This window comes from Pseudomonas sp. 3MAES_34.3B, assembly GCF_058145875.1.
The window spans coordinates 2,020,712-2,033,516 of record NZ_CM176960.1 but is presented as its reverse complement, the minus strand read 5'-3'; the positions used below and the strand labels follow the sequence as shown (position 1 = coordinate 2,033,516).

The 12,805-nt window shown below is 63.8% G+C and carries 13 protein-coding genes; 7 read left to right on the top strand and 6 right to left on the bottom strand.

The window, feature by feature from the left end; translation table 11 throughout:
- Positions 1-209: 209 nt before the first annotated feature.
- The gene (locus AC3Z8Y_RS08995) at positions 210-1,265 is read left to right on the top strand and encodes a permease (RefSeq protein WP_490089370.1); all 1,056 of its coding nucleotides are present in this window, start codon (positions 210-212) and stop codon (positions 1,263-1,265) included.
- A 61-nt stretch (positions 1,266-1,326) separates the two neighbouring features.
- Here the strand turns inward: AC3Z8Y_RS08995 and mnmH are convergent, their stop codons facing one another.
- Positions 1,327-2,436, bottom strand: a complete 1,110-nt coding sequence (gene mnmH / locus AC3Z8Y_RS08990) for a tRNA 2-selenouridine(34) synthase MnmH (protein WP_490089369.1) — start codon at positions 2,434-2,436, stop codon at positions 1,327-1,329.
- Positions 2,436-3,470, bottom strand: a complete 1,035-nt coding sequence (gene selD, locus AC3Z8Y_RS08985; protein WP_490089368.1) for a selenide, water dikinase SelD — start codon at positions 3,468-3,470, stop codon at positions 2,436-2,438. The genes mnmH and selD overlap by 1 nt, the downstream gene beginning before the upstream one ends.
- Positions 3,471-3,613: 143 nt before the next feature.
- On the opposite strand from selD, the gene AC3Z8Y_RS08980 reads away from it, so the two are divergent.
- The 3 genes from AC3Z8Y_RS08980 to AC3Z8Y_RS08970 are packed head-to-tail and all read left to right on the top strand — an operon-like array spanning position 3,614 to position 6,455.
- On the top strand, positions 3,614-4,387 hold the full coding sequence (locus tag AC3Z8Y_RS08980) for a substrate-binding periplasmic protein (RefSeq protein WP_490089367.1): 774 nt from the start codon (positions 3,614-3,616) through the stop codon (positions 4,385-4,387).
- The gene (locus AC3Z8Y_RS08975) at positions 4,384-5,724 is read left to right on the top strand and encodes a GGDEF domain-containing protein (RefSeq protein ID WP_490089366.1); all 1,341 of its coding nucleotides are present in this window, start codon (positions 4,384-4,386) and stop codon (positions 5,722-5,724) included. Before AC3Z8Y_RS08980 ends, AC3Z8Y_RS08975 begins: the two co-directional genes overlap by 4 nt.
- Positions 5,721-6,455, top strand: a complete 735-nt coding sequence (locus AC3Z8Y_RS08970; RefSeq protein ID WP_490089365.1) for a substrate-binding periplasmic protein — start codon at positions 5,721-5,723, stop codon at positions 6,453-6,455. The genes AC3Z8Y_RS08975 and AC3Z8Y_RS08970 overlap by 4 nt, the downstream gene beginning before the upstream one ends.
- A gap of 215 nt (positions 6,456-6,670) precedes the next feature.
- Here AC3Z8Y_RS08970 and AC3Z8Y_RS08965 read toward each other — a convergent pair.
- Positions 6,671-8,058 (bottom strand): IS3 family transposase gene (locus tag AC3Z8Y_RS08965; protein ID WP_490086846.1). Its coding sequence is split into 2 segments (ribosomal slippage): positions 6,671-7,542 and positions 7,542-8,058, totalling 1,389 coding nucleotides; the frame shifts between segments, so codons are not numbered across the junction.
- A gap of 232 nt (positions 8,059-8,290) precedes the next feature.
- Positions 8,291-8,608: a hypothetical protein gene (locus tag AC3Z8Y_RS08960; RefSeq protein WP_490089364.1), complete on the bottom strand. Its 318-nt coding sequence runs from the start codon at positions 8,606-8,608 to the stop codon at positions 8,291-8,293.
- A 115-nt stretch (positions 8,609-8,723) separates the two neighbouring features.
- On the opposite strand from AC3Z8Y_RS08960, the gene gstA reads away from it, so the two are divergent.
- Genes gstA through AC3Z8Y_RS08945 form a run of 3 tightly spaced genes read left to right on the top strand, consistent with a single transcriptional unit; the run spans position 8,724 to position 10,992 of the window.
- Positions 8,724-9,326, top strand: coding sequence for a glutathione transferase GstA (gene gstA, locus AC3Z8Y_RS08955; RefSeq protein WP_490089363.1), 603 nt, complete (start codon positions 8,724-8,726; stop codon positions 9,324-9,326).
- A 45-nt stretch (positions 9,327-9,371) separates the two neighbouring features.
- Positions 9,372-10,250, top strand: coding sequence for a DMT family transporter (locus tag AC3Z8Y_RS08950; protein ID WP_490089362.1), 879 nt, complete (start codon positions 9,372-9,374; stop codon positions 10,248-10,250).
- A 16-nt stretch (positions 10,251-10,266) separates the two neighbouring features.
- Positions 10,267-10,992: an MBL fold metallo-hydrolase gene (locus AC3Z8Y_RS08945; RefSeq protein WP_490089361.1), complete on the top strand. Its 726-nt coding sequence runs from the start codon at positions 10,267-10,269 to the stop codon at positions 10,990-10,992.
- A gap of 10 nt (positions 10,993-11,002) precedes the next feature.
- Here AC3Z8Y_RS08945 and AC3Z8Y_RS08940 read toward each other — a convergent pair whose 3' ends face one another.
- Both AC3Z8Y_RS08940 and yfcF read right to left on the bottom strand, forming a co-directional pair.
- Positions 11,003-12,004 (bottom strand): ABC transporter substrate-binding protein, encoded by a 1,002-nt coding sequence (locus AC3Z8Y_RS08940; protein ID WP_490089360.1) that lies wholly within the window; start codon positions 12,002-12,004, stop codon positions 11,003-11,005.
- A 122-nt stretch (positions 12,005-12,126) separates the two neighbouring features.
- Positions 12,127-12,750, bottom strand: a complete 624-nt coding sequence (yfcF, locus tag AC3Z8Y_RS08935; protein WP_490089359.1) for a glutathione transferase — start codon at positions 12,748-12,750, stop codon at positions 12,127-12,129.
- Positions 12,751-12,805 lie beyond the last annotated feature (55 nt).

Here is a 12,805-nt window from a genome sequence, read left to right as displayed (position 1 = left end):
GGCTCGCCTTTCGAGGGTGGGTGTAGGGTGCAGACGGTTGCCAGCGGCGAGGGGTTCCACCGTATTGACCAACCACCTGCGACAGAGCCCTTCCGTGCACAAACTGCTGCGGCGGCGACGTGTACCGGCCAGCGCATCGCACCGCAGGTGCTGTCCCTGGGTGCCACCGACCCAGTATCATGCGGCGGTTTTCAACTTGGACATCAGCCATGCACAGCCTGCCTTCGCCTTCCCAGCCCCGCGGCTGGTCTTTCTGGTGGAAACCCCTGCTTTTCGTTCTGGTCGCCGTGTTGGGCCTGTACTACGTGAAGTGGTCGCCGTATTACCTGAAGTCCTTCGTTGCAGCACAGAACCACAGCATTGGCACATCGATCATCGATGACCATCAGGTAGCCCCTCTGGCCGCCGCACTGGCATACGCCCAGGTGTATTTCCTGGCGATCTGGAAAGCCGCTGTGCTGGCAGTGATTCTCGGCTCACTGCTGCAGGTGCTCATTCCAAGGGACTGGCTGCTGCGAGCGTTCGGCAAGGCGGGGTTCGGTTCCACGCTGCGCGGCGGGCTGTTCGCGTTGCCAGGCATGATGTGCAGCTGCTGCGCCGCGCCAGTCGCGGCAGGGCTGCGCAAGCAGCAGGTATCGGTAGGCGCGGCGCTGGCCTTCTGGATTGCCAACCCGGTGCTGAACCCGGCCACGCTGGTGTTCATGGGCTTCGTGCTGGGTTGGAGCTTTGCCGCGCTACGCCTGGTGGGGGGCGTGGTGCTGGTGTTGGGCGTGGCACTGATTGCCCAGCGCCTGTCCGGCCCGAATACGTTGCCCGAGCCTGCGGTGGATGCCGTGCAGGCCGCTTCGGCCGAGCCGGAAGGCAGCCTGCTGCGCCGGTGGGGGGTCAGCCTGTGGCAGTTGTTCTGGAGCACCATCCCGGTGTATGTGCTGGCCGTACTGGTATTGGGCGCGGCCCGGGTATGGCTGTTCCCGCACGTGGAAGGCGGCTTCGGCGAAGGCCTGGGCTGGCTGGTACCCATGGCCATCGTGGGCACGTTGTTCGTGATTCCCACGGCTGCGGAAATCCCGATCGTACAAACGCTGATGGCGCTGGGCCTGGGCACCGCACCGGCGGTGGCGCTGCTGATGACGTTGCCCAGCGTGAGCCTGCCGTCGCTGCTGATGTTGCGCAAATCCTTCGATGCCCGCGTACTGTGGACCGTCGGCGGGCTGGTGATGGTGTTTGGCACGGTGTGGGGGCTGGTGGCACTGGTGGTGTTGTAACTTCAGCGGATACCGCGTAGCAGCCCGCCTTGGCGGCGACCGGCCCGTCAGGGCCGCAGTTTCAAAGGTGCCCGGCTGCAGGCCGGGCGCGAAGGTACTCGATCACCGCTTCGCGCTCACCGGCGAACTCGATCCGGTCGCCCTTGGCATCGCGCTGGTAGGCGTACATCGGGTCGTAGTATTCGTTGAGCAACCCTTCGATCCAGCCACGGTGGCCATTCACGTCGCCACCGTTACCCTGCTCCGCCAACGCGGCGTCCATGATGGCAGCCAGGCGCTGGTAACGCTCACCGCCAAGGCGCTTGGCGATCCCGGCCAGGCTTTGCCGCAGCCTGTCGGCGAAGGCGATGAAGCCCGCTTCCTCGCCGTGCAGGGCCACGAACTCGGCACACAGGTCCACCACGTAATCGCGAAGGATGCGCGAGACACGGGATTCGAGGCTGTCCTCCAACCATACCAGCGGGCTGTGCTGCATGCGCCGGTACAGCGACAGCGGCAAGGCGCAGCTGCCGATCATCCGGCTTTCGTCCTCTACCACGAAAGCCTCCTGCCCGCGGGCCCGGCGCTTGAGGATGTCCACGGCCAAGGCATTTTCGAAGGCAATCGGTGCCGGCTGCGGCGTGGCGCGCTTGCCAAAACCAGACCCGCGATGGTTGGCCAGCGCTTCAAGGTCCACGGCGTTGTTCAGCTCGGCCAGCACTTCGGTCTTGCCGATGCCGGTCATGCCCCCCAGGCACACGAAGTCGCAGGTAGCAACGGCCGCCTCGGTCTGGTCGATGAGGAAAGTACGCAGCGCCTTATAGCCGCCCAACACCCGTGGATACTCGATGCCGGCTTCAGCCTTGATCCATTGCTGGGTGATCTGCGAGCGCAAGCCCCCTCGGAAGCAATACAGGTAGCCCTCGGGATGCTCCCGGGCAAAGCGCTCCCAGGCCTCGATCCGCGCCTGCTTGAGTTCGCCGGCCACGAGCGTGTGGCCCAGCTCGATGGCCGCCTGCTGCCCGTGCTGCTTGTAGGCGGTGCCCACACGCTCACGCTCGCGGTCGTTCATCAGCGGCAGGTTCACAACGCCCGGAAAGGCACCCTTGTTGAATTCGACCGGCGCGCGCACGTCCATCATCGGAACGCCTTCCAGGAACAGTCGCTGGAAGTCGGCGGTGTTCTCGGCCATCAGAGCACCTCGACCGCATGGGCGGCACGGGCGACCATCGCGCCAATGGGCTGCAGCGACAGCCCCAGCTCTGCCGCGCAGGCCAGAAATGCCGCGTCTTCCCCGGGAGCTACCGCCACCAGCAGCCCGCCGCTGGTTTGCGGGTCGCACAACAGCAGGCGAGTGTCTTCGCTCATGGGGCTTACCCCCGCGCCATAACTGTCGAAGTTGCGCAGCGTGCCGCCGGGCGCGCAGCCCTGGGCCAGGTAGTGTTCGACGCCTGGCAGGCGAGGCACCGCCTGGGCATCGAGCCGGGCAGTAAGGCCAGCGCCGTCGGCCATCTCCAGCAAATGGCCCAGCAGGCCGAAACCGGTGACGTCAGTCATGGCGTGTACGCCGGGCAGCCGCGCGAAACGGCTGCCGGCACTGTTGAGGGTGCACATCCAGTCGCGCGCCAGGCCGATGTCCTGCTCGCGGAGCAGGCCTTTCTTTTCAGCGGTGGTGAGGATGCCGATGCCCAAGGGTTTGGTCAGGTACAGCTGGCAGCCCAAGGTTGCGGTGTCATTGCGCTTGAGGTGGGCCTTCTCGACCAGCCCGGTGACTGCAAGGCCGAAGATCGGCTCGGGTGCGTCGATCGAATGGCCCCCAGCCAGGGTGATGCCCGCGGCGTCGCACACTGCGCGGCCACCGCGAATCACCTCCCGGGCGATTTCCGGGGCCAGCACGTTGACCGGCCACCCAAGAATGGCAATGGCCATCAAGGGCGTGCCGCCCATGGCGTAGATATCGCTGATGGCATTGGTGGCAGCGATCCGCCCGAAGTCGAACGGGTCGTCAACAATGGGCATGAAGAAATCGGTGGTGGACACCACGCCGCGTTCGGCATCGATGCCGTAAACGGCAGCATCGTCACGGGAGGCATTGCCCACCCACAGCGCCGGGTCGAGGTTCTGCGCCCCGCTGCCCGCCAGGATCACTTCCAGCACCTTCGGCGAAATCTTGCAGCCACAACCGGCGCCATGGCTGTACTGGGTCAAGCGAACGGGTTCGGTCATGTCGGGCCTCTCGATATCCGGGTGGCGAAGTTTACCACCATGCGCCGGACCTGTTGACGCGGGGGCAGGTAAACAGTCAAGTTGCGCCGCCGGATGCCGATAGCCTAGGCACACCCCTTCCACCCCGGTGACGGAGAGCGATCATGCCCACTGCCTGGCCCTTGCGCGGATTACGCGCCGCATTCGCGGCTGCGCTGCTGTGCGCGGCGTTGCCGAGCCTGGCCGGGCCGTTGCAAGTGGTCACCGAGGAGTTGCCGCCCTATAACATGACGGCGGGCAACGCCATCACCGGGTTGAGCACCGAGGTCGTGCAAGCGGTGTTCAAGGAGATGGGCATTGCACCGCCCATTCAGGCCATGCCGTGGGCGCGGGCGTATGACCTGGCCCTGCATGCCGACAACGTGATGATCTACTCCATCACCCGCACGCCTGAACGCGAAGCACTGTTTCAATGGGCTGGCCCCATCGCACCCACGCGCTGGTTCCTGTTCTCCAGCGAGGCACGGCCGGTGGACCTGGCCAGCCTGCAGGAGGCCCTGCAAAAGCGCTATCAGATAGCCACGGTCAATCAGGACGTGGGCGAGCAGTTCCTGCTGAGCCATCACTTCGAGATCGGCCAGACCCTTCAGCAGAGCAACCACTACGCGCTCAACTACGAAAAGCTCAAGCGCGGCCACGTGGCGTTGTGGATCTCCGACGAGCTCAACGCGGCCTACACCGCTCGTAACGCGGGCGACGACGCCGTAGCGGTACTGCACCGCAGCCTTGAGCTGCCGGAACTCGAAGACGGTGGCTTCAACGCCGCCTTCAGCCTTGCCACGCCGCCGCAAACGGTAGACGCCTTTCGCGCGGCCCTCCAGCGGCTGCGCAGTGATGGCCGCTACGACGCCATCGTGCACAAGTGGTTAGCCCCTTGAACACAGAATATTACGACGATCCCACGCACCCCGGCATGAATGCCGAACGCCCACTGGCCCATCGGCTGGTGGTGGCGACACTGATGTTCTGCCTCGCGTTTACCTTCGCCACGGTGTGCGTGCGCACCTGGTTTGCGTGGAACAGCGGCGTGCAGACCATGAACAGCGAGCTGGCGCTGATCGATCAGGTGTTCCAGGGTTCGCTGTCCAAGGCGATCTGGGAAATGGACCGCGACAGCCTGGAAGCACAGCTCAAAAGCGTGGTCGAGGCGGCGCCGGTGGGCCGGGTAACGTTGCGCATTCCGCGCCCGGAGCGGGCCGAGGAAGTGCTCGTGCGCGAGCGCGCAGGGTTCCTGGGTAACGGGCCTGCCCCTGTTCTGACCCGGGCCCTGACCGTTTCGCCCTACCCCGGCGCCGTACAGCCGGTGGGCACGCTGGTGATCGAAGGTGACCCAGGCCTGCTGCGGCAGCGCCTGTGGAAAGAAGTGTGGACCATCATGCTCACCCAGATCATCCAGGCCTTGGCCCTGGCCGGCATCACCATGCTGATGTTCAACGGCCTAGTGACCGTGCACGTGCGCCATATTGCCCGCCACCTCGAACGCCTTACTCCCGCCAACCTCGCCGACCGGCTGCGGCTCGGCCGCATCGGCAACCGCAATGACGAGCTGGACCTGCTGACCGTCCGCATCAACGCCCTGCAGGACAACATGGCGCAGTACCTGGAGCTGCAGCATCAGGCCGAGCTGGCCCTGGCCGCCAGCCGCGACCATCTGGCGCTGGAAGTGGAGCAGCGTACCGCCGAACTGGTGGCCGCGAATGAACAACTGCAGAGCCTGTCACGGCTGGACCCGCTCACGGGCCTTGCCAACCGCCGCTATTTCGATGAGCTCAAGGATGCCGAATTCAACCGCGCGCTGCGCAGTGCTCGCCCGCTTACCGTACTGATGTGCGACGTGGACTTCTTCAAGCGCTACAACGATACCCACGGGCATGGCGGCGGCGATGCCTGCCTGCGCCTGGTTGCCGACACCATGAAAGCCCTGTTCATGCGCAGCGGCGAAGTGATTGCCAGGCTGGGTGGCGAAGAGTTCGCGGTGCTGCTGCCCGGTAGCGACGCCGCGCATGCGCGCCAGGCTGGGGAACGCCTGCGCGAGGCACTGGCGGCTCGGCAGATTCCGCACGGCGCCTCGCCCATCTCCCCGTACCTTACCGTAAGCATTGGCATCGCCGAGCTCGAGCCCTCGGCCATGACGGTGTTCGATCAACTCCTGCACCGCGCCGACGAAGCGCTGTACCGGGCCAAGAATGGAGGCCGAAACCGAGTATGCGAATGATCACATCACGCTTGCGCAAAGGCCTGGTGGGGCTTGCGCTGGTATTAACTGCCGGCCACGCCGAGGCCGCGCGCCTGGAAGCGATTACCGAGGAGTCTTCATACAGCTACCTCGAAAACGGCCACGTCGCCGGCCCTGCGTCCGACGTGGTGGTGGCGACCCTCAAGCAGGCCGGCCTTACCGATTACGCCATGGCGATCTACCCATGGGCCCGTGCCTATGACATTGCCCTGGCCGAACCGGATGTGCTGATCTATCCGATCATCCGCACCCAGGAGCGTGAGCGGTTGTTCAGGTGGGTGGGAGAGTTCGAGGAAATCCAGACCGTACTTTACAAACTCCAGGGCCACGACGGCCTGGATGTGCACGAGCTGGCCGATGCCAAGGCCTTCAACATGGGCGTAGTGCGGGACGACGTCCGCCATCAATATTTGCGTGACGAAGGCTTCACCCGCCTGGTGATCTCGGCGTCCCCCATGGATAACCTGCGCAAGCTGTTGGCCGGCCAGGTGGACTTCGTGCCGCTGTCCCCGCGCGATGCCCGGCGGTTCTGCGAGCAGTTGCACATACCCTTCTACACCCTGGAGCCGGTGATGACCCTCGAACAGATCACCGCCCATGCCTACTTGGCGTTCAGCCTGGGCACGCCCGACGACGTAGTGCGCCGCGCCACCGAAGCGTTCGAGCAGCTCAAGCAGCGCGGCGAGCTTGCGAGGATCATGGCGCCCTGACTTGCGGCGGGAGGGTTGATTCAACTATCTGAATTGACGCAGCTGATGCTTCACGAGCCAGGACCAAAGCGGCAAATAGCTTCCCACAAGGGTCAGAGGCCTCCTAATGGTGCCGGTGGAGTCAATTCAACCTGCAGGAAGAAACAGTCCTGAGCGGTTGTCTTAAGCCCTCATTCGCGAGCTTTGGCATGCGCCCATAAAGTTGGACGAGTAAATCAGGCTGCTGCGGCCTGGGTCCTGTACGCCACAGGGCTCAGGCCGTCGAGCTTCATCTTGATGCGGTAATGATTGTAATAGTGAATGTATTCCTCAATCGCCGTCCATAGCTGATCGATGCTGGTAAAGCGCTCCCGGTAGAAGAACTCCGTCTTGAGCGTGCCGAAAAAACTTTCCATGGCCGCGTTGTCCAAGCAGTTACCTTTGCGCGACATGCTCTGTTCCAGACCCGCTGCCTGTAGCCGGTCGCGGTACTCCTGATAGCGGTAGTGCCAGCCCTGATCCGAGTGCAGCAGCGGCGTGGCACCGTCCGGCAAGCGCTTCAGAGCCTGCTCCAACATTTGCCCCACCAGCGCATACTGTGGGCGTTCGGCGAGCTGATAGGCCACGATCTCGCCGTTGTACAAGTCCAGCACGGGCGACAGGTACAGCTTTTCACTGCCCACCTTGAACTCGGTCACGTCGGTCACCCACTTCTGATTCGGCGCCTCGGCCTTGAAATTCCGGGCCAGCAGGTTGGGCGCGGCTACCCCTATCAGGCCGTTGTACGACTTGTACCGCTTGGGTCGTACCTTGCATTGAAGCCCCATCTCGCCCATCAGCCGACGCACTTTCTTGCTGTTGACCAGCTGCCCGTCGTGACGCAGGGTCGCGGTCACGCGGCGGTAGCCGTATCGGCCCTTGTGCTGATCCTGAATGCTCTGGATCGCAGCTTTCAGCGGGGCGCTCATGTCCCCGGCAGCAATCGCCTTGAGTTGGTAGTAGTAGGTGCTGCGCGCCAGCCCGGCCGCCTTGAGCAGCGCATCAAGGTCAAAGTCCGACCGCAGCGCGGTGACTATCCGGGCTTTTTCTTCCCGGCTGCCGCCTGCCTTTCCTTTTCCTCCCTTAACGCCTTCAACTTTTTTAGGTAAGCGTTCTCCACCCGAGCCTGGTACAGCCTGGCCAGCAACTGGTCATGGGTCAGGTCTTCATCCTTGATCGACTCGGATGGAAGGGGCGTCTGGGGTTTTGGAAATTTCGGCTTGGACATGACAACAGGCAATTCCTGGGGCCCCGGGCGCGGGGCTTCGATGGCGCTACTGTAGTACTCACGCTCCCATCTGCCCACCTGGCTGGAACAGCCGAGGTTGAACAGGGCCGCGACCTCTCGAAGCGATAGGTGATCGCGCCACTTCGTTTGCAGTACCATCAGCTTGAATTCGGTGGTGTACGACTGGCGCGCACGCGGCGTGACACCCTGTTCGCCATGTTGCCTATAGGCCGCAATCCAGCGGCGCAGCAGCGTGGGATCAACGCCGAAGTCGGCGCCAACGCGGCGAAAACCGTAGGCCCCAGAGAGGAAGGCGCCGATCGCTGAAAGCTTGAACTGCGTACTGTACTTGCTCATGAATACACCCCAGAGGTTGGATGGATGTCCAACTTCTAGGGCGCGCCTCACTCCGCCTGCAGCTACGCCCGGCTTCCCACAGGGTTCATCCCGAGACCCTGAAAGAGTGAGGTCACCTGTGGGAAGCGGGCGGCAGCTCGCGAACGCTTTGAGGATTGCAATGAGGTTTTGAAGCCTGAAGAGCATTCCCCGGCTGCGCCGGGTCCCACCGTTTTGACGGAGGCCGGCCCGCTCAGCCGGCCACGTCGGCGGGAAAGAACTCCCCTTCCAGGCCTTGCTCCCTCAGCCGCCGCTCCACTGCGGGGCGGACACGCGCTGCGGTTTCCGGCGCCTCGGGCTGAGCAACCCGCACCCACACGCGGCGCACATTCTGCTCGTGGGTGCCCTCGCTGAGCATGTCATGGCTGACCACCGGCCGGCCCCGCCACAGGCACTGGCCGCTGGGGTGCACGCTGGCTTCGGGGTCCGCCTCGGGCGGCACCAGCCACAATTCAACGGCACCTCGCAGGTCCGCTGTATTGATATGCGCTTCATCGATCGCTATGTTCATGGGGCTCCTGGCTAAAAAAGGCCTCGTTGCTGAGAGTTCACCAAAGGCAGCGCGTTCCCTTGTGCCTCGAGCACCCCGCCGCCGCGCGCGGCACCGCCCATAACAAGGATTTGCCATGAAACTGTTCTACCTGCCTGGTGCCTGTTCCCTGGCGCCTCACATCGTGCTGTGCGAAACCGCTACGCCTGTCACCCTGGTGAAAGTGGACCGTGCCACCAAGCAAACGGACACCGGCGAGAACTACCTGGACATCAACCCAAAGGGCTACGTACCCGCCGTGCAGCTGGACGACGGCAGCGTACTGACCGAAGCACAGGTAGTGTTGCAGTACCTGGGCGATCAACACCCGGATCGCGGCCTGGCGCCTGCCGCTGGCACGGCCGAGCGCTACAAGCTGCAAGAGTGGCTGAGCTTTGTTTCCACCGAGCTGCACAAATCCATGGGCTCGTTCTTCAACCCGAAACAAACGCCGGAATGGCGCGAGGTAATGGCCGGGCTGTTGGGCCAGCGCCTGAACTGGCTGGAGAAACAACTGGAAGGTCGGCAGTTTGTACTCAATGATTTCAGCGTGGCCGATGCCTACCTGTTCACCGTGCTGAACTGGGCCGGCCGGGCGAAATTCGACCTCGCCCCATGGCCTGCCGTAGCGGCCTACCACCAGCGCCTGAGTCAGCGCCCCTCCGTCCAGCAGGCGATGAAAGAAGAAGGCCTGCTGTAACCACACCTCCCGCCCCTGCGGGGGCGGCTGTCTTGCGGGCCCTCGATGAAGCGTTCCCATGCCTTTGCGCAGCTGCATGCCGCTGCCCTGCTCTACGGGCTGTCGGCGCTGTTCGGCCAGGCGCTCAACGCCAGCCCGGTAATGATCGTGCTTGGCCGTGCGGCCTTTGCCCTTGCGCTATTGCTGCCCCTGTGTGCCTGGCGCGGCAGTGCCCCCTGGCACGCTTTGCGCCCCCGGGACTGCGTAAAGCTGGTGCTGTTGGGTACCGCGCTCGCCGTGCACTGGCTGTTATTTTTCGTCGCCATTCAGGTAGGCGGGGTCGCCGTCGCCACTTTAGGTTTCGCCACGTTCCCGGCGTTCACCGCACTGGGTGAGCGCCTGCTGTTTTCCCACCCCATGGCCGGCAAGGACTGGGCAATCATCGGCCTGGCCAGCCTGGGGCTGATGCTCGTTGGCCCCGCCGGCGGCGCCAGCCACAACGCCCTCGCCGGGCTCGGCTGGGGCGTGCTCAGCGGCGCCACCTACGCGGGTATCGCCATCGCCAACAAACGCATGAACCTCCAGGCCGATGGCTTGCACCTGAGCGTGTGGCAAATGGTAGGCATCGTGCTTGCGCTGTTACCCTTCGCTGGCAATCAATGGCGCCTGTTGAGCGCCACGGACTGGCTGCTACTGGCCGGGCTGGGCGTGCTATGCACCGGGGTGGCGTATACCTTGTTCATTGGCTCGCTCAAGGTGGTCAGCGCCAACACCGCCGCCGTAGTGATTGCCATGGAGCCGGTGTATGCCATTGTTGGCGCCTGGCTGCTTTTCGGTGACCGCCCTACCCTGGCAATGGCGGCCGGCGGGGGGCTGATTCTGTGTGCGGTGGCCTGGGCGGGCCAGCGTCCCGACACGGCGGGTGAAACCGCCTCACAGCCTTGATCTGCGGAGTGTGCCCTTGAAGATCGTAACGCGTGACAGCTGGTTCGAAGTGATCAACAAGGCTGACGGCGTGAAGCTGATTCACGAGCCTTGGGTGAGGCCGTTCTATCGCTGCAACCTGTGGCACGTGAGCGGTCGGGACCGGGACGTGCTGGTGGACACAGGCTCCGGCGTGGTCAGCCTGCGCGAGCAGCTGCCATGGCTCACGGAGCGCCCGCTGCTGGCTGTGGCCAGCCATACCCACTTTGACCACATCGCTGGCCACCATGAATTTCCCGAGCGGCTGGTGCATCCTGCCGAAGCGGACATTCTCGCCAACCCTACCAATGACGCCACCCTGGCGGCAGGTTTTGTAGGCGACGAGATGTTCGAAGCGCACCCGGATTGCCCGCTGTGTTACGCGGAGTATCGGGTCCGGGCAGCGCCAGCAACGCGGCTGATCGAGGACGGTGACGTGATTGACCTGGGCAACCGCGTGCTTCAAGTGATCCACACACCGGGGCATTCGCCCGGAGGCATCAGCCTCTTTGAAGCCAGCACGGGCACCCTGTTCAGCGGTGACATCATTTATGACGGCCCGCTGATCGAGGGCGCCTACCATTCAAACCTGGACGCATACCGCCAGAGCCTGGAACGGCTCGCCGCCTTGCCGGTGCGAACGGTACACGGGGGGCATTTTCCGAGCTTTTCCGGCGAGCGCCTCAACGGCATGATCCACCACTGGCTGGCGACTCACACCTAGCCGATCACAGTCAGCTGCCGGCGTCACCGTGCGCTTCCTCGAAGAAGTAATCCTTCCAGCTGGCTGCCTTGTTCTTCAGAACGCCCAGTTCCTGCAACTGCTCGGCATAGATGTAGGTGCGCTGCGGCACCACGGTGAAGTCGATTTCAGGATCCTGAACGATCTTCTCGATGAACGACAACGGCAGCTTCGATTGCTCTACGCGCACGTACGTTTGTGCAGCGGCGGGTTTGTCCGCCTTGATGATCTGCGAGGCTTCTACCAGCGCCGCATAGAACGCCTTGTAGGTTTTCGGGTTTTCGTCGTGGAATTTCTGGGTGGTGTAGAGCACGTTGAAGGTGGAGGGGCCGCCGAGGATGTCATAGGAGCTAAGCACCTTGTGCACCTTGGGGTTTTCCAGCTCCTGGTACTGGAACGGCGGGCTGGAGAAGTGCGCGGTGATCTCCAGGCCACCCGAAATCATGGCCGACGTGGCGTCCGGGTGCGGCAGGCTGATGGACAGGTTGTCAAAGCGCTTGAAGTCGTCCTTGCCAAAGACCTTGGCGGTTTCCAACTGTAACGTGCGGGACTGGAAGCCGACCCCGGCAGCCGGCACAGCGATGCGGTCCTGGTCGGTGAAGTCCTTCAGGGTTTTCACTTCGGGGCGGTTGCTCAGCAGGTAGTTGGGCATCGAGCCGAGGGAGGCAATGGCCTTTACGTTCTGCTTGCCACGGGTGCGATCCCATACGGTGAGCATGGGCGGCACGCCCGCAGACACCACGTCCAGCGCACCGGCGAGCAGTGCCTCGTTCATGGCGGTTGCGCCCGAGATGCTGCTCCACTCCACACTGATGTCCAGGCCTTCGGCCTTGCCGTGTTTCTCGATCAGGTGCTGGTCGCGCACCACGTCCAGGATGAGGTAACCGATGCCGAATTGCTGGGCGATGCTTATCTTGCCTTCCGCCTGCGCGCCCTGGGCAGTGATGCCGCCGATCAAGGCGGCCAGCAGGGCAATAGAACGTACCGAAGCCATGGGTGCTCTCTTGGGTAGTGGAATGAGAGGCGCCAAGCGCGCCGCCACGCTCGCTGCGGGCGGCGCCAGCTTAAAAGCATAAGAACCGAAGCTTAAATACCCTTAATGCATAACCATATGCTTCATGCACTGAGGGCGCACCAGGCTTGCACCGACGGCCGCTGCCATTGTTCCAGCACATACACGCGCAGCCGCTCAGGCACCGGGTCGCCATGGCTTACCAGGCGGTTGAGCATCAGCGCCAGGTCTACATCGGCCAGGCTCCATTGGCCGAACAGGTGGCTCGCACCCGGCGGCAACAGCGCTTCGGCGCAGGCGATCAACTTGGCGGCGGCCGCTTGCGCTTCCGAGGACAACGGCTGGCCGCGTTCGCCGTAGAACATGCCTTCAGTGGACCGCGCCTGGCGCAGCGCCGCCAAGTCGCTGCGCAACCAGGCCTGTACCTGTCGCGCGCGGGCGCGAGACTGAGGGTCGGCCGGGTACAGCGGCACTTGCGGGAAAAGTTCGTCGAGGTACTCGGTGATGGCGGTGGATTCAGCCAGCGCGAAGCCATCATGCACCAGCGTGGGCACGCGGCGGGTGGGCAAGCGCTCGGCCAGCGCGCCGGTCACATTCTCGGCTGCGGCCAGGTCGACAGTGATGGTATCGAACGCCAGGCCCTTCTCCTGCAACGCTACATACACGGACAAGGCGAAGGGGCTGGTGAAGCGGCTATCCACGTAAAGGATGAAGTGATTGTCGACCATGCCAGTGCTCCGTGGGTGAAGGGAGCCTGAGCATAGAAGCCGGCGTCGAAGAAAT